At 68.7% G+C, this 23,770-nt stretch carries 25 protein-coding genes and 2 pseudogenes; 13 read left to right on the top strand and 14 right to left on the bottom strand.

Going from position 1 to position 23,770, the window contains the following annotated elements; translation table 11 throughout:
* Positions 1-3: 3 nt before the first annotated feature.
* Genes ACQP2F_RS14770 through ACQP2F_RS14760 form a run of 3 tightly spaced genes read left to right on the top strand, consistent with a single transcriptional unit; the run spans position 4 to position 1,516 of the window.
* Complete coding sequence (locus ACQP2F_RS14770; protein WP_433304362.1) at positions 4-246, top strand: SDR family oxidoreductase; 243 nt, start codon at positions 4-6, stop codon at positions 244-246.
* Positions 234-545, top strand: a complete 312-nt coding sequence (locus ACQP2F_RS14765) for an L-rhamnose mutarotase (protein WP_433304361.1) — start codon at positions 234-236, stop codon at positions 543-545. The genes ACQP2F_RS14770 and ACQP2F_RS14765 overlap by 13 nt, the downstream gene beginning before the upstream one ends.
* Positions 542-1,516 (top strand): aldo/keto reductase, encoded by a 975-nt coding sequence (locus ACQP2F_RS14760; protein ID WP_433304359.1) that lies wholly within the window; start codon positions 542-544, stop codon positions 1,514-1,516. The genes ACQP2F_RS14765 and ACQP2F_RS14760 overlap by 4 nt, the downstream gene beginning before the upstream one ends.
* A gap of 43 nt (positions 1,517-1,559) precedes the next feature.
* Here the strand turns inward: ACQP2F_RS14760 and ACQP2F_RS14755 are convergent, their stop codons facing one another.
* On the bottom strand, positions 1,560-1,904 hold the full coding sequence (locus ACQP2F_RS14755) for a hypothetical protein (protein WP_433304356.1): 345 nt from the start codon (positions 1,902-1,904) through the stop codon (positions 1,560-1,562).
* Positions 1,905-2,100: 196 nt separating this feature from the next.
* On the opposite strand from ACQP2F_RS14755, the pseudogene ACQP2F_RS14750 reads away from it, so the two are divergent.
* The 6 genes and pseudogenes from ACQP2F_RS14750 to ACQP2F_RS14725 all read left to right on the top strand — a co-directional run.
* Positions 2,101-2,274: pseudogene (locus ACQP2F_RS14750) on the top strand (amidohydrolase family protein); the annotation flags it as partial.
* 78 nt (positions 2,275-2,352) lie between these two features.
* Positions 2,353-2,829: a FadR/GntR family transcriptional regulator gene (locus tag ACQP2F_RS14745; protein WP_433307493.1), complete on the top strand. Its 477-nt coding sequence runs from the start codon at positions 2,353-2,355 to the stop codon at positions 2,827-2,829.
* On the top strand, positions 2,814-3,032 hold the full coding sequence (locus ACQP2F_RS14740; protein WP_433307491.1) for an FCD domain-containing protein: 219 nt from the start codon (positions 2,814-2,816) through the stop codon (positions 3,030-3,032). The genes ACQP2F_RS14745 and ACQP2F_RS14740 overlap by 16 nt, the downstream gene beginning before the upstream one ends.
* A gap of 162 nt (positions 3,033-3,194) precedes the next feature.
* Positions 3,195-3,985: pseudogene (locus tag ACQP2F_RS14735) on the top strand (transposase); the annotation flags it as partial.
* A gap of 963 nt (positions 3,986-4,948) precedes the next feature.
* Entirely contained in the window at positions 4,949-5,311 is a 363-nt protein-coding gene (locus tag ACQP2F_RS14730) for a YciI family protein (RefSeq protein WP_433304354.1), read from the top strand.
* Between the two features lie 32 nt (positions 5,312-5,343).
* A complete protein-coding gene (locus tag ACQP2F_RS14725) occupies positions 5,344-6,624 on the top strand; it encodes an RNA polymerase sigma factor (RefSeq protein WP_433304352.1) in 1,281 nt (426 codons plus the stop codon).
* A gap of 302 nt (positions 6,625-6,926) precedes the next feature.
* Here the strand turns inward: ACQP2F_RS14725 and ACQP2F_RS14720 are convergent, their stop codons facing one another.
* The 3 genes from ACQP2F_RS14720 to ACQP2F_RS14710 all read right to left on the bottom strand — a co-directional run bounded on the left by ACQP2F_RS14720 (position 6,927) and on the right by ACQP2F_RS14710 (position 8,736).
* On the bottom strand, positions 6,927-7,322 hold the full coding sequence (locus tag ACQP2F_RS14720; RefSeq protein ID WP_433304351.1) for a transposase: 396 nt from the start codon (positions 7,320-7,322) through the stop codon (positions 6,927-6,929).
* A gap of 304 nt (positions 7,323-7,626) precedes the next feature.
* On the bottom strand, positions 7,627-8,178 hold the full coding sequence (locus ACQP2F_RS14715; RefSeq protein ID WP_433304349.1) for an ATP-binding protein: 552 nt from the start codon (positions 8,176-8,178) through the stop codon (positions 7,627-7,629).
* A gap of 81 nt (positions 8,179-8,259) precedes the next feature.
* A complete protein-coding gene (locus ACQP2F_RS14710) occupies positions 8,260-8,736 on the bottom strand; it encodes a PP2C family protein-serine/threonine phosphatase (protein WP_433304347.1) in 477 nt (158 codons plus the stop codon).
* Between the two features lie 10 nt (positions 8,737-8,746).
* On the opposite strand from ACQP2F_RS14710, the gene ACQP2F_RS14705 reads away from it, so the two are divergent.
* The 4 genes from ACQP2F_RS14705 to ACQP2F_RS14690 all read left to right on the top strand — a co-directional run bounded on the left by ACQP2F_RS14705 (position 8,747) and on the right by ACQP2F_RS14690 (position 10,161).
* Complete coding sequence (locus ACQP2F_RS14705) at positions 8,747-8,911, top strand: DUF6192 family protein (RefSeq protein WP_433304345.1); 165 nt, start codon at positions 8,747-8,749, stop codon at positions 8,909-8,911.
* Between the two features lie 7 nt (positions 8,912-8,918).
* Positions 8,919-9,134: a hypothetical protein gene (locus ACQP2F_RS14700; protein WP_433304343.1), complete on the top strand. Its 216-nt coding sequence runs from the start codon at positions 8,919-8,921 to the stop codon at positions 9,132-9,134.
* Positions 9,109-9,297, top strand: a complete 189-nt coding sequence (locus ACQP2F_RS14695; RefSeq protein WP_433304342.1) for a hypothetical protein — start codon at positions 9,109-9,111, stop codon at positions 9,295-9,297. Before ACQP2F_RS14700 ends, ACQP2F_RS14695 begins: the two co-directional genes overlap by 26 nt.
* A 69-nt stretch (positions 9,298-9,366) precedes the next feature.
* Positions 9,367-10,161, top strand: coding sequence for an IS5 family transposase (locus ACQP2F_RS14690; protein WP_433307490.1), 795 nt, complete (start codon positions 9,367-9,369; stop codon positions 10,159-10,161).
* A 211-nt stretch (positions 10,162-10,372) separates the two neighbouring features.
* Here the strand turns inward: ACQP2F_RS14690 and ACQP2F_RS14685 are convergent, their stop codons facing one another.
* From ACQP2F_RS14685 to ACQP2F_RS14640, 10 genes are all read right to left on the bottom strand, one after another.
* A complete protein-coding gene (locus ACQP2F_RS14685; protein WP_433304340.1) occupies positions 10,373-11,890 on the bottom strand; it encodes an NF041680 family putative transposase in 1,518 nt (505 codons plus the stop codon).
* Positions 11,891-11,952: 62 nt separating this feature from the next.
* Complete coding sequence (locus ACQP2F_RS14680) at positions 11,953-12,774, bottom strand: metallophosphoesterase (protein WP_433304339.1); 822 nt, start codon at positions 12,772-12,774, stop codon at positions 11,953-11,955.
* A 310-nt stretch (positions 12,775-13,084) separates the two neighbouring features.
* A complete protein-coding gene (locus ACQP2F_RS14675) occupies positions 13,085-14,905 on the bottom strand; it encodes a polysaccharide deacetylase family protein (RefSeq protein WP_433304337.1) in 1,821 nt (606 codons plus the stop codon).
* Entirely contained in the window at positions 14,902-15,651 is a 750-nt protein-coding gene (locus tag ACQP2F_RS14670; protein ID WP_433304335.1) for a hypothetical protein, read from the bottom strand. Before ACQP2F_RS14670 ends, ACQP2F_RS14675 begins: the two co-directional genes overlap by 4 nt.
* A complete protein-coding gene (locus ACQP2F_RS14665) occupies positions 15,651-16,646 on the bottom strand; it encodes a polysaccharide deacetylase family protein (protein WP_433304333.1) in 996 nt (331 codons plus the stop codon). Before ACQP2F_RS14665 ends, ACQP2F_RS14670 begins: the two co-directional genes overlap by 1 nt.
* 112 nt (positions 16,647-16,758) lie before the next feature.
* The gene (locus tag ACQP2F_RS14660) at positions 16,759-18,198 is read right to left on the bottom strand and encodes a glycosyltransferase family 2 protein (protein ID WP_433304331.1); all 1,440 of its coding nucleotides are present in this window, start codon (positions 18,196-18,198) and stop codon (positions 16,759-16,761) included.
* A complete protein-coding gene (locus tag ACQP2F_RS14655) occupies positions 18,191-20,128 on the bottom strand; it encodes a heparinase II/III domain-containing protein (protein ID WP_433304329.1) in 1,938 nt (645 codons plus the stop codon). Before ACQP2F_RS14655 ends, ACQP2F_RS14660 begins: the two co-directional genes overlap by 8 nt.
* Positions 20,129-20,302: 174 nt before the next feature.
* Positions 20,303-21,568 (bottom strand): hypothetical protein, encoded by a 1,266-nt coding sequence (locus ACQP2F_RS14650; protein ID WP_433304327.1) that lies wholly within the window; start codon positions 21,566-21,568, stop codon positions 20,303-20,305.
* A 450-nt stretch (positions 21,569-22,018) separates the two neighbouring features.
* Entirely contained in the window at positions 22,019-22,486 is a 468-nt protein-coding gene (locus ACQP2F_RS14645; protein ID WP_433304325.1) for a hypothetical protein, read from the bottom strand.
* Positions 22,483-23,724: a hypothetical protein gene (locus ACQP2F_RS14640; protein ID WP_433304323.1), complete on the bottom strand. Its 1,242-nt coding sequence runs from the start codon at positions 23,722-23,724 to the stop codon at positions 22,483-22,485. The genes ACQP2F_RS14645 and ACQP2F_RS14640 overlap by 4 nt, the downstream gene beginning before the upstream one ends.
* Positions 23,725-23,770 lie beyond the last annotated feature (46 nt).

Genomic DNA, 23,770 nt, shown 5'->3' with positions numbered 1-23,770 from the left:
CCCTTGGGTGCGTCGCCTCCTGGAAAGGCGATCGATCCCGCCGCCGCGCTGGCGTCGCTGCAGCATCGGCAGCCGATCGGACGACTGGTCAGTGCGACGGAAGTCGCCGCCGCCATCGTGTACTTGGCCAGCCCGGCATCGTCGGCAACGACCGGCACCGCGCTGTCAGCCGACGGAGGGATGCAAGGCCTACCAACGCGGACGGCGACTGTTCGGCGCCGAGAGGAGAAGACGTGGTCGAAGTAGCGTTACACACCCGGCTACGCCCCGGGAAAGAGGCAGACTACGACCGGTTACACGCGGCCATCCCTGCCGATCTGGATACGGCGCTGCGAGAGGCCGGTGTTCACACCTGGCGGATTTGGCGTCACGGACTCGATCTTTTCCACCTGGTGATCGTCGATGACTACTCGTCCATGCGGGCAGCGTTGCGTAACCATCCAGCGAACGTGCGATGGCAGGCACAGATGACAGAGCTACTGGAAGTCGAGGACGACTACTCGGGCGCGATCTCCGAAGTCAAGCTAGTGTGGGAGCTCCCATGAAGCTGCGGCTCGAACCTTATGGACTTGGCTGCGCACCGTTGGGGAATCTGTACACCGCGATCAGCGACCAGGACGCGGCCGATACGGTTCACGCCGCCTGGACGGCCGGCTGGCGTTACTTTGACACCGCGCCGCACTACGGCCTCGGGCTGTCCGAGCGCCGGCTCGGCACGGCGCTGTCCGGCTATCCCCGCGACTCGTATACCTTGAGTACCAAGGTCGGCCGGCGGCTCGTACCGAGCCCGGACCACGCGCATCGCCAAGATTTGGAAGGCTTTGCCGTACCGGCGGCTTACCGCCGTGTCTGGGACTTCACCGCCGACGGCGTGCGCCGGTCCTTGGACGAGAGTCTTCGCCGGCTTGAGGTAGACAGGATCGATCTCGTCCTTCTGCACGACCCCGAGGGTCACGAGCGAGACGCTGTGGAGAAGGCCTACCCAGCCCTGTGTGAGCTGCGCGACCAAGGTGTCGTGAACGCTATCGGTGCCGGCTCCAAGAACAACGAAAGCCTCTCGTGGTTCGTCGACAACACCGATCTGGACGTGGTCATGGTAGCAGGTCGATACACCCTGCTCGATCAGGCGGCGGCGGACGACCTCTTCCCGCTGTGCGCCGCACGCGGCATCCGGGTGATCAACGCCGGTGTCTTCAATAGCGGCCTGCTCGCGCAGAGTCGTCCCCACGCCGGCCTGCCATTCGAGTATGCGGCGGCACCGGCCGCCATGGTTGAGCGGGCCGCGGCTATCGCCTCGCTGTGCACCCGCCATGGGACGACGCTGCCTGCGGCGGCACTCGCTTTCGCGGCCGCTCCCCCGCCCGTGACGACCGTCGTGGTCGGTTCGCAGACGGCCGAACAGGTCCGGCGAAACGCCGCACTCATGGCCGCTCCCCCACCTGCCGACTTGTGGACCGACCTCATCGACTGCGGACTACTGCGGCCAGGCCTGCCCGTTCCGAAAGCATCCGCATGATCATCGACACGCATCATCACCTTTGGGGCATCGTCCACAGCTATCAGTGGTTGGACGGCCCGGCGTTCGCGACCATCAGGCGCAGTTTCACGTCCGTCAGTCTGCTGGCCGCGCTGGCGGGCAACGGCGTGCAACACACCGTCCTCGTGAGAGCGGGCGGGGCGGTGCCGGGGAGGCCGCCGTCCTGCTGGCCTACGCCGAAGAGCTCCCTAAGATCGCGGGCGTGGTGGCTTGGGTCGATCCGACTGCCCCGGGCATCGTCGGGACTCTGGACCGGCTCAGGGACGATCGACTTGTCGGTGCACGAGCGCAGCCCCAGGCGGAACCGGATCCCGGATACCTTCGCCGCCATGCGGTGCGGAAATGGTTGCGGGTCATCGCGGCTCACGGTCTCTCGTTCAATCTCGTCATCCGTGAGGACCAGCTACCAGGAGCGTCGAACGGGTCTGGCAGCTGCCCGAGTTTCTTTCGTCCTGAACCATCTCGCCAAACCCGACATCCGCGCCCGCGCCTTTGGTCGATGGGCGGCTGAGATGGCCGAGCCGGCCGCCGCTCCCGATGTGACCGCCAAGTAGTCGCGTCTCGTGACACAGGCCCACTGGCAGCGCTGGACCATCGACGACCTCCGCCCCTACGTCGCGGAGGCTATTCGGCTATTCAGCTGTAACCGCCTGATAATTCGTTCTGATTGGCCGGCGTGCTTGGTATTGACCATCTATTCCCGGAGCCTCGCTGCGGTCACTCAAGCGCTACCACCATTGACCGCCGCACAACGGTCGGCGGTGTTCGCCGAGACGGCGGCCCGCATTTACCACCTCCCGCTCAAGGAGCCTACGATGGCAGTCACGGACGATGCAATCGAGAAGATCAAATCGATGATCGTCACCGGGGAGCTGCGTCCCGGCGACCGGCTACCCCGGGAGACCGACCTCGCGCGGCGACTCGGCCTGTCGCGCAACTCGCTACGGGAGGCCGTGAAGGCGCTCTCCCTCGTCCGGGTGCTGGACGTGCGCCAGGGCGACGGCACCTACGTCACCAGCCTCGCGCCCCAACTTCCGGTGACGGCTCTGGAGCTAATCGTCGACCTGCACCAGGACGAAACCGTTGTGGACCTCTTCGAGGTGCGGCGCATCCTGGAGCCGGCGGCTGCGGCACTGAGCGCCCAGCGGATGACCGAGGACGACATCGTTGCCTTGGGCCGCGTGCTCGCCGGCCTCGGCGAGGAGGCGTCCATCGACGAACTCGTCGCCCAGGATGTCGACTTTCACCACCGGATCGCAGTGGGACGGGGAACGAACTGCTGTGCTCTCTGATAGGCAGCCTTTCCGGGCGCACAACCCGAGCGCGGGTCTGGCGCGGTCTCACCCTAGCGGGCGCGGTGGAGAGGACGAATAAGCAACACCAGGCCATGTATGACGCGATCGCCGCACGCCAGCCGGATCTCGCCCGGTCATGGGCTATGGTCCACGTCGCCGGAGTGGAGCAGTGGCTTCGCGTCGCCTTCGAGGGCTCCTGAAATGTCGGCTCCGATGACGATGACGTGTAGGTTGGAGACGTCGACCACTGCGACGCGGTTGAGCGTGATGTCGCTGGTTGCGTACGGTCGGCCGATCCGAGTGCGCGGCCACTCTGGCCCGAAACCTGAAGTCCCATACAGCGGGTCCTACCCGGACGGTAGGGAGCCGTGGGGAGCGCGACGGTTTCGGGCCGGCCACTTTGCGGGGTTCGTCCTGGCATCGACGCGACGATCGTGCTGTCGCATTCGGAGAAGGAAGCGGCCGCGCCGACGTGGAAGCACACGTTCGGCTTCCATCCGCTGTTGTGTTTCCTCGATGCGACCGGGGAGGCCTTGTCCGGGCTGCTGCGTGCGGGCAACGCGGGGTCGAACACCGCGGCGGGTCACGTCACTGTTCTCGATCACGCGTTGCAGCAGATCCCGAGCAGCATCGTTACGGCAAGCCGATCCTTGTTCGCTGCGATTCGGTGGGCAGCAGCCACGCGTTCCTGGCCCATATCAGCCGTCTGCGCCGGCAGGGTCTGGACACTGAGTTCTCCGTCGGTGTCGCGATCGGCGAGCAGGTGCGCACGGCAATCACCGCCGCGACCGACTGGGTTCCCGCTCCGGACGGTGATGGCAGTCTGCGTGACCAGGCGCAGGTCACGGAGCTCACAGGCCTGATCGAGGCCGCCGCGCTGGCCGAGCCGAAGAAACTGCGCTACCGGCTGCTGCACGTCGCCGCGAAGATCAGCCGCACCGCCCGGACCACCACCCTGCCAATCGCCGAAGGCTGGCCCTGGACCGAACACCTCATCCGGACGTTCCACCGGCTCAGTGAACTACCGAACCCGTTACCTGAAACAAAATCCGCCGCACCGACGACCAGGACCCACGGAGCAACCCGGCCTACGGCCGGGCAACACCGCCTGCCCACAGCCCCATCACCAAGCCCGGACAACCATGATCACTGACCACACCGAACCACGCCGCCTAATGAAAGACGGAGGCTAGCAGCACTTGACGGCTACAGAAGCACCTCAGTCAGGCGGCTTCGGGACGAAGAGCGATACTTGGCGCCCTTCAAGCAGATCAGTTAAGGCGTCCCCTACGGCGAGGAAACTGGCGACAGGTACATCCGCATTCCACAAACCGGGCAGCCCCCACGCGTTCACTCCAGGGGTCGGCGGGTAGGCATTGCTGGCCGGGTTCGCCGTAGATCATGGTGCCGTGGGGGTCGGTGTAGCAGTGCGGATAGTCTGCGCCTTGTCGAAAGCACAGGCGGCGGTCGATTTCGTGGCCGGTGGCGTCCTGGCTGACCAGTTCGGCGTTGGCGGTGAGGGTGACGTCGTGGGAGACCTGTTAAGCCCCGGGCTTAATGGAGAGTTTGAACTTCCCCGAGTTTCGTAAAGTTTACCCCATCGTTTTAGCCCGGCTGCGCTCGGGCGCCCGCACCCGCAGCTACATCGAACCGCGGTCTCTGAGGGCAAGACCCGCTGCGAAGCCAGCCGCTGCCTGAAGGGCTACGTGGCAGGCGAGCTCTATCAGCTCATTTTGGGATCAGCCGGCCCCACCACTCAACCGTCGACCACTTGATATCCATAGGGGCATCAATCGCGACCACGTCTAGCGCGGCCCCCGTCGACATCGCCGCCATCGGCATCTGGCTCCACGACCCCACCGCCTTACCTACAAGATACGCTCGAGGCGTCGGCGCGCGGCATCCCGTCGCGCCGCTCCGCGGCGAGACGGAGCGTCAGGTGAGCCGCTGGAGCACTTCGGCACGCAAAGCGGGCTCCGGCAACGCACGGCGCGGCGGCGCCGGAAAATCTTGAAAAAGCTCCAGGCCTGGCTGTCGATCCGGCGGCAGGATGTTCGTCGTCGCTAATGACGGAGCCGGACAGGCCGGCCCGCGACCCAGTGCAGGAGGCAGCTCCATGGCCAAGTACGCGATCCTCATCTACGAGGACCCGGCCTTCTACGCCGACATCTCGCCCGAGGCGTGGCCTGCGATGGTCGACGCGCACAGCAAGTTCGTCGAGCAGGTCTTCGCGCTTGGTGGATCCCTCGCGGGCGGGGAGGCGCTCGCGCCCCCGACAACGGCCACCACGGTCAAGGGTAGCGGGACGGTGACGGACGGCCCGTTCGTCGAGACCAAGGAGACCCTCAACGGCTTCTACATCGTCGACGCGCGCGACCTCGACCACGCTGTCGAGATCGCCAAGCTGTGCCCGGCCCCGGCCCCCGGCGGCGGCGTCGAGGTCCGGCCGGTCGTGGACCCGACGACGAACCCGTTCTGATCGCTCCCCGCGACGAGCCGACCGCGTCCGCCATGCCGGCGGACGCGGTCGCTGCCGCGCTGGCGCAGGCCCACCGCTCCGAGTGGGCCTTCGTGCTGTCCGCCACGGTGCGCGTCGCCGGCGACCTGGACGTCGCGGAGGAGTGCGCCCAGGAGGCGTACGTCAGCGCGCTGCAGGCCTGGACCCGGGACGGCGTCCCGCAGCGGCCCGGCGCGTGGCTGACCACGGCCGCGCGGAACCAGGCGCTGGACCGATTGCGCCGCGAGGTCACCCTCCGGCGCAAGCTCCCGCTGCTCGTGGAGCCGGCGACCGTCGATCCGCACGACCCGGCCGACCCGGACCGGCCCGACGCCGCGGTGCCGGACGACCGGCTCCGGCTGGTGTTCACCTGCTGCCACCCCACGCTCGCCCCCGAGGCCCGCGTCGCCCTCACCCTGCGCCTCGTCTGCGGCGTTCCCACGCCCGACGTCGCCCGGGCCTTCCTGGTGTCCGAGTCGACGATGGCGGCACGGATCACCCGGGCCAAGAAGAAGATCTCCGAAGCGCGGATCCCCTACCGGGTCCCGGGCCGGGCAGAGCTGCCCGAGCGCCTGGACAGCGTGCTCACCGCCGTCCACCTGCTCTACAGCACCGGCCACACGGCCGGCGCGGGCGAGGCGCTCGTCCATGAGGAGCTCTGCGACCGGGCCCTGCACCTCGCGCGCACCCTCGCCGGGCTGCTCCCCGAGCAGGCCGAGACCCGCGGCCTGCTGGGCCTGCTGCTCCTCACCGACGCGCGCCGGTCCGCCCGGACCGCCGAGCAGGGGCGGCTGCTCCCGCTCGCCGACCAGGACCGGACGCGATGGGACCAGCGCGCGATCCTGGAGGGGCTCACGGCGACCGCCGGGGCGCTGGCGTCCGGCCCACCCGGGCGATTCACCCTGCAGGCGGCGATCGCCGGCGTGCACGCGATCGCGCCGTCCCTGGAGCAAACCGACTGGCCGCGCGTCGTGCACCTCTACGACCGGCTGCTGGCGGTGTGGAACACCCCGGTGGTCGCGCTCAACCGGGCCGCCGCCGTGGCGTTCGCCGACGGTCCGGCCGCCGCTCTGCCGCTCCTGGACGAGCTGGCGACCGATCCCCGGCTCGCCGACTACCCCTACCTTCCCGCCACCCGCGCCGACCTGCTGCGCCGCCTCGGCGACGCCACCGGCGCGGCGAGCGCCTACCGGCGCGCGATGGAACTCACGGCGAACGCCGCGGAGCGCGCCTTCCTGGAGCAACGCCTGGCCGAGGTCAGCCGCGCCGCCGGCGCCGAGCCCGCACCCGGCTGAGGACGACGGGCTCGGCGGTCACCGCTGCGAGGCCTCGCCCGGGGCCCCGCGTTGCTGCCCCTGGCCCGCATTCTCCCCCGCGTTCCGGTCTTCGCCCGAGGGCTCGAAGGTGCCATGCTGATCCGTCTCGCGGTGGCGCAGGCCCAGGCCCTCGTTGTCCTCTAACCCGGCCGGCGGCCTCCTCAGCCCCGTCGATGCGATCCTCGACGGCGTCCAGCCGCTCGTTCCCCGCGATCATCTGCGCCTCCAGGGGTGCGGCCCAACGTCGGCCATCTCAGATACAGGAGCCTGCGGGGCCACTGTTATCGGAGGCGATGCCAGGGGCCGACGGCCTGCCATCCGTCCTTCCCGGCGCACTGGCCGGCCACGGCCCCGAGGTCTTCCGCGGCTGCGGTGGGTGCCGAGCTCCGGGCCGCATGCTGATGCGCCCGCACGAAGGTCGAATCGACCGCGGCCGTCCACACCTGCCCGCCCGACCGGCCATCCGGCACGTCACTGCCGGTCAGCAACGCGTCCAGGATCCGCTCCCACGTCCCCTCCGCCGACCAGCGGCGATGCCGGTTGTAGACCGTCTGCCACGGGCCCAACCGGGCCGGAGATCGCGCCACGGTGTGCCCGTCCGCGTCCGGTGGAACACCCCCGTCGATCTCCAGCCGGTCATCGGTCCACCGGTGCCCCTGCCGCCGATGCGGCGGCATCTACGGCGCCAGCAACCCCCTGCTCGTCGGTCGGGTCGTACCGGCTCAGCCGCTGTCGTTCTGCGGCGAACATCCTTGATCGAGGGAGAGTCTCGTGCTTATCGAAGCCCTTCCCAGTCGTCGTCCGTGTGCGGGTCGATGGTGGTGTGGGGTAGGTTGATCAGGCCCAGCACGTGATGAGCGATGCGGCCGGCCGGGGCGTACAAACGCAGCGGGTAGGGGCGTCCCTGACCGCGGCGTTGGGGCCGGTACAGCTCGGCGATGGCGGCGCTGCCGAGGTGGGTGACCGCGGTAAGGTCGGCGGTCAGCTCGTGGGTGCCGCCAGGGTGAGCCGGTCGAGTTCGGCCCCCAGCTCGCCGACGGTGTCGGTGTGGAGCGGTCCGTGAATGGCGATACGGCTGGTCGGAGCGTGCGGCTGGTCGAGGATGATCGTCAGTTCGGCCAGCCTGTCGGCGGCGCCCGGACGGCCGTGACTGATCTGCTCGGCCGTCAGCAGCTGGGCGGGGCGAGACAGGCGCCGCCTCACGGGGGCCGTCGTGCCGTCATCGGATCGGTCGACGTCGAGGTGGTCGGCGAAGCCTGCGGTCATGGCCAGCCCGAAGCCGTGGTCGGCGCGGAACTGCTGGTCACCGGGGCGGGCGCGTTCGTGCCAGCGGCCGTTGTCGGCGACGCACAACCGGGCTTCGCCGTGGTTGCGCAGGTGGGCCGTGACGGTCACCGTGGCGTCGCCGCTGTCCGGCCGGGCATGCTCGTAGGCATTGGTCACCAGCTCGGTGACCGCGTGCGTCAGCGCAACCCGGTCGCGTCTGCCGGTCCCTTGGAGGGCCAGCCGGCCCTGGACGGCGGTGCGAGCCATCCTCGCCGTCACTGTTTCGACCGGGCCGCTCAGGTTCAGCGGCGGAGGCGGGAGGCGCCGTTGCGCGGCGAGCAGGGTGATTTAGCCGGTGTGCCCTGATTGGCGCACCAGCAGTTCCAGAGTCGGGGTGCTGGCCCGTTCGGCCGCGGACAACGCCGGGTCGAGTCCGCGTCTAGCAACGCTGTCGATGGCGACTTGGGACAGCTCGACGGTGGCTGCGGCCGGTCCACGGCCGGGGCGTTCGATGATGCCGTCGCTGTAAAGCAGCACCATATCGTTAGGCTCGAGTCGGTCGGTGCCCAGGCGGTAGTCGGCGCCGGTGCCCAGCGGGCCCGAACCGGACAGCGGCAGGTAGCGCGCGAAGTCGGCGTTGACCACCAGTGGGGGCGGGTGCCCGGCCGAGCACCAGGTCAGCGTGCCGTCGGTGGGGTCGAGGGCGGCCACGCAGACGGTCGCGGCGTGGGCCGCCGGAACGCGGTGGGCCAGCCGGTCGGCCGCGCGGATAGCGCCGAGGACGTCGCCGGTGTCGTCGAGCCGGTCCTGCAGTACGGTGCGCAACTGCCCCATCGTGGCGGGAGCGGCCACGCCGTGGCCCACCACGTCGCCGCGCTCGCACCGAGGGCAGCACCGGAAGCCCCGGGTCCGGGCGGCCGCGGACTGGATCGAGGGTGCGGTCGCCACCGGCCAGGTCACCCCGGAGGAGGGCCTGGCCCGCCTCCTGGCCGGCGAGTAGCCCAGCCATGGGAAGGGTGCCGGCGAACGTCTCCGGTGATTTGGTCCGGGTGGCGCTGATGGAGGCCCGGCCGGCCGGGCTGACCACCCGGCAGCTGGTGACCGCGACCGAGCTCAGCGCGTATCAGGTGCAGTCCGGGCTGCGGTTCCTGCGCGAGGTCCTGGCCGCCTGCTCGTACGCAGCGCATGACCACAATCGTGGGCGAGCAACGGGTCACCTATGACCGGAGCATCGTGCGCGAGGAGATCAACCGCCTCGCCCAGCTGCTGGACACCGTGATCATCCCGCACGTCCAGGACCATCCCGGCGATGAGTGGGCGCAGTTGGTGCTCGGCCAGCTCGTCGGGGTCAAGACCGCCCTCACGGTGCTGGCTCGTGACGGATGAACGCCACGATCACGGTCCTCCCTCCGGCGGCGCCGCTACCCGTCGGACACCACCGACACCGAGTGGGAGATCCTCGCCCCGCTGCTGCCGGTCCCGGCTTGCACCACCCCGACCGGTGGGCATCCCGAGGCGCACCCGCGCCAGGAGATCGTGGACGCGATCCGCTACGTGGTCGACAACGGATGCAAGTGGCGAGCCCTGCCGTCGGACTTCCCGCCTTGGAAGACCGTCTACGGGTTCTTCGCCCGCTGGGCCAAGAACGGCGTGCTCGAGTACGTCCGCGATCAGCTGCGCCGTCAGATCCGCGTCACCGCCGGCCGGTGCGCCCGCCCGGTCACCGCCATCATCGACTCGCAGAGCGTCAAGGCCGCGGAGACCGTCAGCCGGGACACGCGCGGATTCGACGGCGCGAAGCTGATCAACGGCCGCAAGCGGCACCTGATCGTGGACGCCAAGGGTCTGCTCATGACGGTCAAGGTGGCCGCGGCGGACGTCACCGACCGCGACGCCGCCCGGAAGATGCTGCCTGAGCTGCGCGAGCGGAACCCGGAGTTGACCCTGATGTGGGCCGACAACGGCTACACCGGCCTGGCGGACTGGGCCCGCAACGACCTTGATCTCACCTTCGAGGTGGTGAAAAAGCCACCGAATCAGGTCGGCTTCAAGGTGCTGCCGCGCCGCTGGACTGTGGAACGGTCACTTTCCTGGCTGATGCGCGCCCGCCGCAACGCCCGTGACTACCAACGCCTGCCCGAGCACTCCGAAGCCCACATCACCTGGGCGAACATCACCCTAATGAGCCGTCGGCTCGCTCGGGCTCAAGAGCAGCGTCAAACCGCTGAGCCGTCGTCGCTCGCGGCCTAAAAGTCCATCTCGTCCAGGTCCTCCCTGAATTGCTCGCCCATCTGGTTCGCCGTCACCACGTGCAGGCACAACCGGGCCAGCAACGGGCTCAGCCACGCGGCGCTCACGCAGCAGCACCCCCTACCCCGGAGATCCTGACCTGCGGGCGTTCGTTCACCCGTCACAGTGACGGCAATACGAACGCCGCCAGCCCGAACGATCATCCCGAAAATCACGCTACCTGCGGAAACAGGTTGAGAGACAGCCACTCAACTTGCCGTTTAACCAGTGCGGCGGGGTTTGGTGCCCTTCTGGTGGTGAGTCGGTCGCTGGTGTGCCTTCCAGTGACCAGGATGAGTCCTACGTCGTAGCGGGTGGCGGTGTGCCGGTTGCGGGAGCCGGGCGGTCGTCCGGGACCGGACTTGCTCGGTTTGGGCACACGCGCTGGCGAGGCGCTGGTCGTGCGCAAGTTCTGAAGCCCCCGCCGCACTCGGGCTGGGGTGAGCCGCTCCGCCGTGAGTGGGCGTTCCCACGGTCGGCGCAAGTCTTGGGCGAGGGGCCGGGCCAAGCGCAGCTGGGTATGCGCGGCCAGTATCAGCCACGTCCACCGGTCCGCCGCGGCCGGCTCGCGTAGCTTCGGCGCGGACCAGCCCAGCGTCTGCTTGAGCAGCCTGAACGTGTGCTCGATGTCGAAGCGGCGCAAGAACGCCTGCCAGCACCGGTCGACATCCGCCGGGGTGGCGTCGAGCTTGGACCACCACAACCAGAGCGGCTTCGGCTCACCCCGACTGGGCTGATGGTCGACGGTGAGCCGGATGACCGTGCCGGCGATGATTGGCAACGCCCCGTCGTGGTCGGCCCAGGCGGCGCGGCGGGTCAGTCGCGGGTGCAGCCGGTCCCAGCCCTGCGCCTTCACCTGCCCGTAACGACGGGTGTCGGTGACGGTGGCCGCCTGCTCGGCATTCCAGGTGGCGGGGTCGCCGAAGACGAACTCACCGCCGTGTTTAGCGGGCCGACCACCCAATGGCTGGTAGACCCGTGGCGGGGTCGGACGGCGCAGCACCCGGTCCGAGCGCATCCGGCCGAGAATCTCGATCGGCAGGTCGCGCAGCAGCCAGGCGATGCGCGGGGCTTCGTAGCCGGCGTCGAGCACGATGAGGATGTCGCTGTCGCCGGGCTGCCACTGCCCTGCGCCGGTGAGGCGGTCGACGAGTTGGCGGATCTGCGCGCAGGTGAGCGGGGTGAGATCAGCGCCCGGTGGCAGCCGGACCGCGTCCAGCAGCGCGGTCCATGAGGTGCGTCCAGTTTCCAGGGCGGCGATGAACGAGTACGGCCAGCCGGGGATCATGCGGTGTTCGTCCTTGCCGCGCCCGTAGGTGTGGCAGAACGAGCGATCCGGGCTGGTAGCGGCGTGGGGACGAAGCCACGGCGAGACGTCCACCGCGAGCACCAGGCGGCCGTCCGCGGCGCGTGGCAACGGCGTCTCGACCAGGCGCCGGCGCAGCGGCTCTACGTCAATGCGGCCGTGGTTGAGCGCGTCGTACAGGGCGCAGTGGCCACGCGGGTGCTCTGCAGCCAGAGACAGCCCGACCAGCGTCTCGACCGGCCCGTCGGTGCACAACAGTGCATCGGTCAACTCAAACAAGGCGTCCGCACGCCGCGGCAGGCATCCATACAACTGATCCCGGAACCCAGTCAGCACATCGAGAGACTCAGATAGCACAGCCATGCCTACGACAACGATCTTCAACGGGTGATGACGCGCCCTGGCCGCCGCGTAGGCTTAAGCCGCTGCCACTCAGTACCGGCAATCTACGAGGTGGCTCGGGGCCGGAGGGAGTGCACGAACCCGCGGCCGCCGAGGTAGAGGCCGCAATCGACATTTGCACAGAGCCCGCCAGCGTACACATGTGCCGCGTCGACCTCGGTCGGCGGCTCACCGGTCTGCAACGCTATCGGGGTGTGCCCGTGCACGATCCGGGCCGCTCGACCCGCGCCGAACGCGTCCAGCATCGCCCGCGCCCGGCCACCACCGTCCTCGCCTTGGAACGCGTTACGCGCCGCGAACCTCTCGAGCAACAGATCCCAGGCGGCCGGATCCGCGCCGTGCAGGACCGCGCGCAACGACGAGTTGACGGTACGAAGGTCACGGCCGTACTCCAGATACAACAGCGCGTCCGCATGCATCAGGAGTGAATCGCCCACCACCGCGAGAGCGGGCAGGTCGCTAAGCCACGCCGCCATCTCGGGCGTCAGCCGCTGCAGGTCAGCCTGCACACCGCCGTTGGCCTGCCAGTCCCCGACGAAGGTGCCGTCCGGCCCGGTCGACAGCCCGGGCGCATCCCCGAACCGCTGAGCGGCCAGCAGCAACGGCTCGTGGTTGCCGAGCACCGAGCGCACCGCGCCTCCCGAGCGTGCCGCCTGCTGCTGCAGACGCATCACCAGCTCGACCACTCCGATCCCGTCCGGGCCGCGATCGAAGAAGTCACCCAGAAACCAAAGAACGGCGTCAGCCGCCCGCCAATCCAGACTCCCGTCGACGAACCCGTGATCACGCAGAAGAGCAACCAGCTCGGCACGGTGACCGTGGACATCGCCGACCACGAAAACCGGGCGAGCGTCATCAACCGGCATCACCGCTGGCTCCTGGCTAAACACCCAACGGAGCCTACAACCAAACAATCCCCACGAGCTTCGGAACCAACACGCGACCAGCCCTCACCACCCGGCGCGCCCAAACGCACGCACCCGGCCCCGCGACGCCCGCCCGGCTCCCGCAACCGGCCCACCACCACCCCCTACGACATGGTCTTCATGCTGATCACTGACCATACCCACCAGCGACCGGCCCACCACAAGAAGGACACCAAACCCCGCCGCACTGGTTAACCGGCAAGCTCAACCTCAGCCATGGCCGCATCACGGCAATGCAGCGGCCAGCCAGCTACGCCGTCGTTTCGTTCGACGGGATTCGGCGGCGGGTGCGGCGGTGCAGAAGGCGGATTCGCCGGTCCAGCAGGATGAGGACGGCGAAGGCCACCAGCAGGGCGCCGGCGAGTTCAGCTCGTCCGACCCAAGGCGACTGCGCCGAGAAGTGATGGACCACTTGCCGCACCCGCCCGTCGGCGACCGGTGGGCCACCATTCGGCGGCGTGAAGGCCGCGCCAGGCGCGGTGCCGGCAGTGGTGTCCGGCCGAGCAGGCCTTCGGCGTTCGCCGTTGGCGGCCGGCTTGCCGGCGGCGACGCCGTCCGGACGGTGACCGGCCGCACCAGACTGGCCGCCCGCTCCCGCGACAGCCGCGCCGCTGACCGATGTGAGCTCGGCCAGGGAGAAGTCGTCGACGGTGTAGGTTCCTGACCCCGCGACGATAACCGCAGCGCTCACCGCCATCCCCGTGCGGGCCGGCATCGGGCCGACGTCCCAGGTCGCGAGCCGCCACGTCGGGGACGCCGCGATCTCTCTGGTGGATCCCAAGGCGCGATAACCGCCGCCGGGCTGCCGTAGAAAGGTTGCGGTCCGGAAGCTGCGGCTGGCCTTGTACCAGAGGCCGAGCCGATAGGAGGCGCCGCCCACGACAGTCGGTGCGCAGCTGCCCAGGTCCTGGGTGGTGGTGAGCCGGGTGGTGGTAGTCGGATCGGTGAGGGCGGCTCGCATCGCGACGCGCCCGGTGTGCGCGTCCGGCGCCAGCGTCCAAGCCGTTGCCGAGGAATCATCCGAGGAGCCGTAGCTGAAGCAGCGCGGCGGGGCGCCGGGCTTGCTGCCGGGCTCTTCGAGGGAACGATTGGCAAACGTCGGTGGTGAGGTCGGCGCGGGAGCGGTGACCGTCGGTCGCTGCTCGGCATGCAGCGCCTGCTGAACGGTGGCGTTGGTGATCAGGCCGGCGGTGTGCCGCAACGCCAGCCACCGAACGAACGCGGCGAACTCCTCGAGCCGTACGGCGTTGCTGCCACACGTGGTGGTGCAGAACCTGTGGAAGATCAACTGAAGCCATCCCCCGGACAGCATCACACGGTTCACCGCGTTCTCCAGGTCGGCCGCGGTGGTCTGCGGGCCGAAGCCTGAAAGTGCGCGGGTGGCAAAAGGATCGCTGGCCAGCAAACTTTCGTATGTCGGGCAGCCGGCACACCCGAGGCCACCGGTGGTGCGGGCGCTCGCGTAACCGCAGGCGCGAACCAGTTGCTGCGTTGCCGGCGTAAAATCGTTGAACGGATAGGCGAAGTCAGCGGCGTGAATCCCGGCGGCGATCAACTGGTTGCGGTCAGTGCAGATCTGTCGCTGCTGTTCGGCCTCGTCCTGCTGCGAGAGTCGCAGGTGGAAAACCGTGTGACCGCCGATCTCGTGGCCCCGCTGCTGCATCTGTAGCGCCTGACCCGTGGTCAGGTAACCGGGGAGGCCAAGGCGTCCGCTGTTGACGTAGAAAACCCCGCGCAGACCCTGACCTTCCAGCAACCGCGCCGCACCGGCGTGGTCACTGGTGCCGTCGTCGAACGCCAGGGTGATGGTCGGCACTAGCAGCCGGGCCAGCTGCGACTCGAGGCGCGGTCCACCTGGTGACCGCGATGCCGAGGCGGAAGGCTGAGCAGAGACCGGCGCCGCGACAACCGGCTGCGCCCGAGCCGGCGTCGGCTCATCGGCGTGGGCCGCGACCGGTTTCACCTGACCGCTGACGAGCGCGACGGCGGTGGCTATGAGCGCGGCGGTCGGACGATGTTTACGCACGTTGGCTCCGGGGCGGTCGAGATATGGCACGTAGTCGCTGGTCACAGCAGGGTCGCGGGTGGGCTGATACGGAAACCGCGAATGATGAAGTCGCAGTTGTCGCCGCGCAAGCCGACCTGGCCCGCGACCGAGTCACCCGGGGCGGTGTGGTCGACGGCCTGCAAGGCGGCGAAGCCGTCGATTCTGACGGTCACTCGTACCGCGGCCGACCCTCGGATCGTCGCCTCGACGTGCCGCCAGACCGATCGCGGCGCGGGCAGGGGCGCGGGGGCCATCGCGAGGGTGCGGTACGTCCCACCGTTGCTCGGCCCACCCGCCGTCTTGCGTTTGATCACCAACAGCCCATCCCGCCGGCTGACCGAAACGAAGTACGCGGATCGTTCGGACGTGTAGCGCAGCATGACGTGGACGCCGTCGAAGTCGCGGGCCGGAGTACGCGCCGTCGTCGTCAGGCCGTTGACGTGCAGGTCGAAGCGCACGCTCACGTCGGTGTAGCCGCTGCCGGCTCGGACGGCGCGCAGCACGGCCGAGTCGGTGCCGCGCGCCGACGAAGGACCCGGCGGCGACGCGTCCGGGGTACCGGACCACAGGTAGTCGCCGTGGCGGTACAGCGAGCCGCTGGTCACCGTCCAGTCCGGCGAGCCGATCGCATCGGGCGTCGCGGGATGCCGGAAGGCGTATTCGTTGCTGAGCAACGTCATCTCCCGCAGGTCCGGTCGCGGGATCACGCAGGAAATGCCGGCGCCGGCGAGAGCGGCCGCCACGGCCACGCAGATGGCGATGCGGTGCATCAAGACGTCGCGAGGTTCTGGATGCGGTTGAACAGCATCTCGTCGGTGGTCGACCCGTAGATCTCCAGGCGCGGCAGAATCCTCTTCTTCAGCCATGCTTCATCGGCGGTGGTGTCGCCCGCGAGGGTGAGGGTGGCCGCGTCGAAGCTGCCGGTGACCACGCGGGTCAAGGAGGTGAGTTGATCGGGCGGGAGCGGATACCGGGGCTGGAACGGGTAGGAGAACAGCCGGGGCTCGGCGAGACCGTGCGCGACGACGGTACGGCGCTGACGGTCGATACTGGCCTGGATGCGCCCGCCGTATGCGGCTGCGGTCTCCGGACGGTTCCGGTCGGTAAGCCAGCGGCGGCCGAGCAGGGCGCTCGCCGCTCGCCCGGGACCGATCTCCACGGTGTCCTTCGTGCCGGCCACACCGACCGACCATCGACCGGAGCCGGTCATGCGTCGAAGGACACGCCAGGACAACGTCGTCCCGCGCTGGGTTAGCACCGTAGCCGGGTCGACGAAGACGGTCGCTTGGAAGCCGTAAGCCTTCAGGATGGGATCGGCGTACGACCAGTCGCGCCAGCGTGCGCCGTCGAAGGTCAGCAGCACCGCGTGCGGCGGCAGCGCACCGCGACCGTTGACGACCTCTGCCACCTCCGCGGCGGACACCGACCGGTAGCCGGCCAGGCGCAGCATCCGCAGATGGGCGGCGAACGCGGTCGCGCTGACCGAGACGCGGCGCCCGCCGGACGGCGTTGTGGCCGCGACAGAGTCCACCAGGTCGTGGTAGCCCAGCACCACGAATGACCGGCCGCTGGTCGAGGCGGCGCGGAACCGGGCCTGAGCAGCCGGTGACAGAGCAGGCGGCGAGGGCGCCGGCTGTTGCTCGCCGAGCTGGACGCGCTCCTTGACGTACAGGTAGGTGGCGGTCGGTACACCCAGCGTGGCCAGGGTGACCGTAACGGCGGCCAGCCGGCGCAACGTGACGCGCATCTGTTTGCGGACCGTCACGGTAGCCACTCCATCGGCTGGCCGCGGGTGACGATCAGCAAGTAGAGGCCGACAGTGGCCAGTAATACGATCACCTGCACCGCGGTCCCCGGCAGAGAACCGTTACCTTTGGTCATCCGCGGGACCACACACTTCTGCGCAGAGTGAGAGCCGAATAGATCAACATCCAGGAGAGCACTGTCGCGGAGAGCAGACTCATCAGCGGCCGGTAGATCCAGCGACCGTCACCGCGGTTCTGGGAGCGGTAGGCCAGACCCCAGATAGCACCTTTGAGCAGCACCCCACCCAGATACAGGGCGGTGAGGAAGAATCGTCCGTGCAGCGGCAGCCAGATCAGATGCCGGAAGGCCAGCACCGGGCCGAGCAGCACCCACAGCGCGTGGCCGTAAAACAGCGTGGCGGCCAGCACGCCCCGTCGCCAGTAGAAGCTGCCGGTGAAGAACAGGTTGCGGATGAAGCTCTTCTTCCACCGGACCTGCTGCCGGGCCATCCGGCGGAAGGTGTCCGGCACCTCGGTCCACGCGCGAGCCGACGCCACGTAGGCGACAGCCCAACGGCGTTCGGGGTAGTCGACAGTCCGCACGAATCCCGAGTCGTAATACCGGCGTTTGAGCCGGCGACCGATCCACCGTTGTCCGAGGACGTAACCGGTCAATTGGCGGTCGGTCGCGAACCGGAACTCGGCGCCTAGGAACCGGTCGCCGGCCCACGCCGGCAGATAGTTGTAGATGGCCTCCCGGCGGAACGCTGCCAGCGGCCCCGATACGCACGTGACGGACCCGAACACCGACTCCGCCGCTTTCGAGACGCCGAACTGTCCGTCGTACCAGACATCCTGAATTCTGGTCAGCAGGTTCCGGTCGCCGTTGAGCGCGCGAGCGTGGCCACTGATGGCACCGATGCCAGGATGCGCTTGAAAGGCGAGCATGCATCGTTCGACGGCGTCCTCGGCCAGGACGCAGTCGGAGTCGGTGAACACGAAGAAGTCGCCTCGACTGTGCTCCGCCGCCCGCACCAGCGCCCGCTTCTTCCCGACGTTGGCGTCCAAGGTAATCAGCGTCAAGGGCAACTGTTGCGCCAGTTCGGCGAGCAGTTCACGGGTTCCGTCGTCGGACTGGTCGTCCACCACGATCAACTCGCAATTGGGGTACGTTTGCGCCAGTAACGAACGGACCGTACGTTCGATGATGTCCACATCATTGCGGACCGCGAGCAGGCAGCTGACCAGCGGGAACGCCGCAAGTTCTCCGGTGTCGCGGGACGGGTCCCGGTAATTGCCGAACGAAACGTACATCACCAAGATCGTGGAACCGAGCACACCCATGCCGTACGCGTTGACCATGGCTTGCGTGCCCAGGCTTGCGGCCTTCACGGCCAGGATGACGGTCAGCGGCAGCAACGCCACCACAGCCACCATGCGGCGGGTCGCCTGCCGGGGACGGGGCAAGTTCCGTAACGCCTGCGGGGGCTTGACCGAGGCCGGCAGGTCACGGTCATCGGCCAACTCCCCGAGGGTGAGCTGATGCGGCGCGACACGGGTGCGCTCAGTCATTGCCACACCGCTCCCGGCGGCTGACCGAAACCCGCTCTCCCGGACGGCTTAGTGCAGTGATCGTGACGTGCGCGGCGTAGCCGGCGGAGCACACCTCGATATCGAATCGGCCGTCAGATGCGGTACCGCGCACGACGGCACGCTCGACAGCGTGCGGCCCGGAGCCGATCACGGTCAGGTATCGCGCCGCGCGGACCGGTTCCGCGGTGAAGGCCAGCACGTGGTTGGCGGTGATGGTGCCGTACTCGCTGGAGTACCAGCCCTGCATGGGATTTATCTCTCCGAAATGATCCGTGACCTGGAGTCGAGCTGTAGTTGTCGCCTGCGTGATGCGCAGGGCGGGATTGTCGAACTCGTCGTAGATCGCGGCGGTGCCGTCCGTGATCAGCGGTCGGGCCCCGGGGAACAGATGCCAGAGCTGGTCGAACCGGTGCGGGCTGGTTGCGGTCAGGTCGTCGAGCACCAAGACCAGGTCGCGCCGCAGCAGCAGCACCGATCGCCGGTGCACGACGCCGCGGTAGACGGCGGCTGTCCCGGATTGATAGGCCCAGCCCTGTCCGGCGATCGTCCTACCCGCCACAATGGGGCCGCCGTCCTGGTCACGTCCGTCGACGGTGACGGTGTTGTGGGCGCGGATGCCGTGGAAATAGTCGAAGGCGGTGCCGCGGGTGTAGGTATAGAGTCCCGAGTCGGCCAGCAGCACCCTGCCGTGCGAGTAGTAGCTGAACGCGAGTGGCTCGTCGTGTGCGTGCATCGAGGTTGCGGCGCCGACGTCCAGCAGCAACTGGGAATTGTCCCGGTAGGCGCCCGGATCGTTGACCGGTGACCGAAGAATCGCCTGCCCCGACGCCGGAAAGATGACGGCCCGCTCCGCGATCGGTTTGCCGGCGGCGCCGGCGCTTAGCGCGTAAGCGAAACGGGGGAACCGGTCCGTCAACGGACCGTACAGCGCCACCGATCGGGACGGGGTGAGTTGCACGGACGAGCCCTCGAGCGGAACTTGACCGTCGGGCCAGAGCACCAGCGTCGCGTACCGGACCATCTGGTCGACACGCTCGGCGAGACCAGGCGGCAACGCAATGTGGTTGGCTGCCGCCCACCTCACCGTCTGGGTGAGGAACTCCAGTACATAGAAGTGATAGAACGGCGACTTCTCGTTCTCCACGCCGTCGGCGTCGATCGTGGAGGTCTGCAGGCTCTTGAGCCGCTGCCGGGCGGTGGCGGCCCACTGAGCGCTGTGCGGGCCCACGGGCATATTGACGCTGACCAGCAGCAGGGCAACGGCTTGGGTGACGCCGTGGTTGTACTGGCCCTGGAAGTTGACCGGCTGCTGAAGTTTGTCGGCGAGCCTCCCGATCGAGGCGAGCAGGGCAGAATCCAACGCCGGCGGCAGGGCGCCTCGGCGGCGTAGCTTGGCCCAGATGTTGACCAGCACCATCGCCCGGAACGCCATGGCATGCGGATCGTCCATGCCGAGCCGGCTGGAGCTCGGATGACGCTCGTCGTATCGCACGTAAGACTGGATTAACGCGACCAGCTTGTCCCGATAGGTGCTCTTCCCGGTGCGGTAGTAGGCCCACAACAAGCTGGTGGTGGGCCGCAGCGAGTAGAAGTCGAATCGCCAGTACTTCTCGTGGTACGGATCCTCGGTCCACGTCGGGCCGCCAGGGAGGCGGACCGGGTCGTAGCGGGGGACGTTCCAAACGTCGTGCAGCAGGGCGTCCGCGTCGGCGAGATCGCCTTCGTTGACCACGGCATAGGCGCTCTCCTTGCCGAACGGCAGCACGTCCGCGTCGGCGATTCGCGCGGGCGTGGGCAGCCGCATCGCCGTGGTCAGGTTGGCAGAGGGCTCGGACGTGCAGCTCGACAGATTGGCGCACAGAACCAGCAGAACGGCGGGGGACCATATCCCGCGCCGCCTGAATGTCATGGGACGTCCATCCGGACGCCGGGACACGAGTCCCATTCTGCCGGATGGCGCATTAGGCGATAGCTCAGCCGCACACCACAGGAACGACGCCCGAGCGTTAACGTTACGCGCGCGACTCCGTACGTGCTACACCCATCCGAGGGACACAGAATGCATTCTTAATGGTCCGCTAGGTCAGAGGGTCTTCACACTGAAACTGTTGAAAAGAAATCGCGCATTGTCGCCGCGGATGCCCACTGGCGCCGATCCGGTGATCGGCGCACAGCCCACCCCGGTGTCGACCGCGCTGACCAAGGGGCGGCCGGCTACCGTCAGGATGAGGGTGACGGACCCGCTGGGATTGTCCTGCACGCTGGCAGACACCGCCATCCACTGGCCGAGCACCACGGGATCCGCCGGCGTTTCCTTGCCCAGCGTGTAGTAGGTGCCGTCGTTGCTCGGGCCACCGGGGCACTTCTTCTTGAGGACGACCTTGCCGTCGCGGCGCGCCACACTCGCCGAGTAAAGGTAGTACTGCGATTGGTGACGAAGCCAGATGTGCACACCGTCGTAGGAGACCGCCGGCGTTCGGCTCGTCGAACTCATTGCCTGGACGGCAAGGTTGAACGATACAGAGACGTTGTGAAAATCGCTGCGCACCGTATTCAGGCGGAAGACCGACGAGTCGGTGAAGTTACTCGAGGTGGCATTCGGTCGGCCCGCGTCGACGCGGCCCGTGTCACCATTGCCGGCGGCCGCGAACAGCGAGCCGCTGGTCACCTGCCACACGGTGGAGCGGGCCGCATCCGTCCGAGTGGGATTGACCTGGGCGTACTCATTGGTGACCAGCATCGGTGCCTGCCCGAAGGTGGCGGTGAACGGCGCCGACCGAGCGGTCGGCTTGTCCAGCAGGGACGTGGCGTCGTCCAGCGAGACATCGTCCAGGACCAGACGGGCCGAGCCATCCACCGCGAATGACAACGCCAGCTGCGTCATGCCAGCCGGGACCGCCGGCGTCGTGGCATCGATCCGGGCCCACGGGGTCGACCCCGAGTACGGCGCGGCGGCGAACCACTTCGCCCACCCGCTGGTACTGCTGTACGCCCACACGCTGGCACGCACCGCCGACGTGGCCTGGTACCAGGCGCCCACCGTATAGGCATGCCCCGCCAGAACAGGCATCGCACAAGATTGGTCCCGGATCGACGCCCACTCGACCGGCGCAAGGTTAGCCTTGGCCCCCCGCAGTTGCGGCGCCGTGCCGCCGACCCGTCCAGCGACCATCGAAACCGTCGACGCAGCGCCCGCGGCTGCCCAGCACTCCACACGGCCGGCGCTCACGCGCTCGAACGAGCCGTTGACGGCGGGGCCGGCGCTGGCGACCCCTGGCGCAACCGCTAGCAAGCCGACGACACCAAGCGCTGTCAGCAGTTCGCTGAACCACCTGTTGAGCTGGCGCACTGACGCACCTCCGACACGAAGTCACCGCGGGGCGAGCCGCGGATGGGCTCGATGTCGAAGGATCGGGCGCCGACTGGCAGAGTTGAGTCAAGCAACCCAGCCGCAACCGGAACGCTGCGAGTACACCGACCGCGGAATAGTCGGCCGACCGTCGTGGCAACGCTGCCGCGGACGACACGGCAGGTCACGCCACACACGTCGATGCGCGGCTGCTGCACCCCGCGACCTCGGTCTGAGTGAGCGGGTAGCGTCCAGTGTAACCCCGCGGGGCCCGAGACGTTCGAGCAAGGGTCAGGGATCCGAAGGGAGGGCCGCCGCGGACGTCGGAGACAACGGTCGCGTGGTCGTTACGTAGCGTATTGACCGCACGGCCTTGGTCGCTGAAGGCGATGCCTATGGTCTCGGCATCACCGACAAGCTCCGCTTGCGGCCTACGGCGGCGTCCGCTGATCACAGCGTGAAGACGACCGCCGTGCGACACCGCGATCCAGGGTGTTTCTTGCCAGTCCACTGGACATGTTCGGCCATGCGCCACTCGAATGTCAGCAACGCGGGTCGAGCGGAGCGTGAACTATCGCGAGACGGTGGGAAAGTGCAGGGGTGTCGATAATTGCCATGGTCATCGTCAGCACAATTCAGGCCACCTTGTTGCCGGCTGTAGCGCTGCTGGGGATCGCTGCCCGCCGCCAACGCGAAATCGCCGACCGGCAAGCGGAGCACGGTGAGTCGGTATTCATCACCGACGAGGTGGACGTAGTCGCTGCCGACGCCGAGTTGGCAACCGCGGCAGCACGGCAAGCTGTGGACGAGGCCGACCAAACGCAGGATAGGGCCCTGCGGGCGTCCACGACACGCGACATTGCGCAGCAGCGTCACCGGCGGGTACTCAAAGATGTCGAAGCGGCCGGCCAGCTTCATCGGCTCGTGCAGCGCGCGGCTCGAACACGTCCTCGCCGCGGCGCGGCGAGGACGTGTTCGAGCCGCCGTTCGTACGCCAGCGGCCACCGCTGCGCCACCGCCCCCGGTTCGCCGTAGCCGGTCAGGCGCGTGCCATCTGGTCGTTCGATCGCCACGTACGGCAGCCGCAGGGACGACGCCACCGCCTGCACCAGCGAGTCCAGCACGTTGCCGTGCGGCACTTCGTTGAGCCGCCGACCCAGCTCCCGCACGGTCCGGTACGGGTCGCTGCGGTCGCCGTAGAATAGCCGGTCGACGAGCCGCCGCACCCGCCGGGCCAGCGGCGCGAAGCAGACCGCCACGACCGCTGCGGCCACCGGCGCGGCGATGCGGTCCGAGGCCACGCCGGCCAGCACGGCGGTCACTGCCACGTATGCGATGCCGAGCAGGGCGGCGATCACCGCGTACGCCAGTGAGCGCCGCAGGATCGTGTCGATCGCCCACAGTCGATACCGCAACACCGGTACGACCAGCGTCAGCACGAACACCGGGGCGTCCAGTGCAATGAGGAAGCCGAGCCGACCCGTGACCGCCACCGGGAACAGCGCCACGGCAACCAGCACGCCCGCCGCCCGCCACTTCAGCTGCTGGCGTTCCAGGCCGGCCGCCCCCAGGAAGCGCCACACCACGCCGAGCCCGGCCAGCAACCCGAGGGCGATCACCACCGGCGCGACCGCGAGCAGCGCGTCGGCGGCGGCACCGACCGGCGTGCCACCGGTGAGCGGGTGCTGCAGCGGCGGTACGCCCGGCACCACGCCGGTCAGCGAGCCCCCGAGGAAACCCCCCAGCACGACCGCGGCCGCGCCGGCGACGATGGCCGCCTCCAGCAGGGTGCCGGCGCTGGTCGCCGGCCGGCCGGTGGGAAAGCGCGCGTTCACCAGACCCTGCACCGCCACCGGCAGGAAGGCGAAGGTTAGCGGGGTAAGGCCCCACCGGGCCAGCGCGCCGCGGTCGCCGTGCGCCACCGCGTCCGCCGCCGGGTATGCCACGACGACCTGCACCGCGAGCAGCACGGCGACGCCCGCGAGGAGCCAGCCGAACGGCAGGTCTGGGCGGCGGTCCACCAGGACCGCGCCGGCAGCCCCGTGCGAGACGATCGTGACCAGCGGTTCCACCCAGGGTGGCAGCGCCGAGTCGGTGGCCGGGAGCCGATGATCGCCGGCCGCCCAGGCGATCAGGAACACGACGCCGAGCAACACGGCGCTGAGTGTCGCCGCCGCCCATCGGCTGGCGTCGGTTGTCGGT

This window comes from Actinoplanes sp. CA-030573, assembly GCF_050951115.1.
In the GTDB taxonomy this organism is placed as follows: Bacteria; Actinomycetota; Actinomycetes; order Mycobacteriales; family Micromonosporaceae; genus Actinoplanes.
Note: the sequence above shows the minus strand (reverse complement) of the source record. Positions and strands in the feature narration are given on the sequence as shown.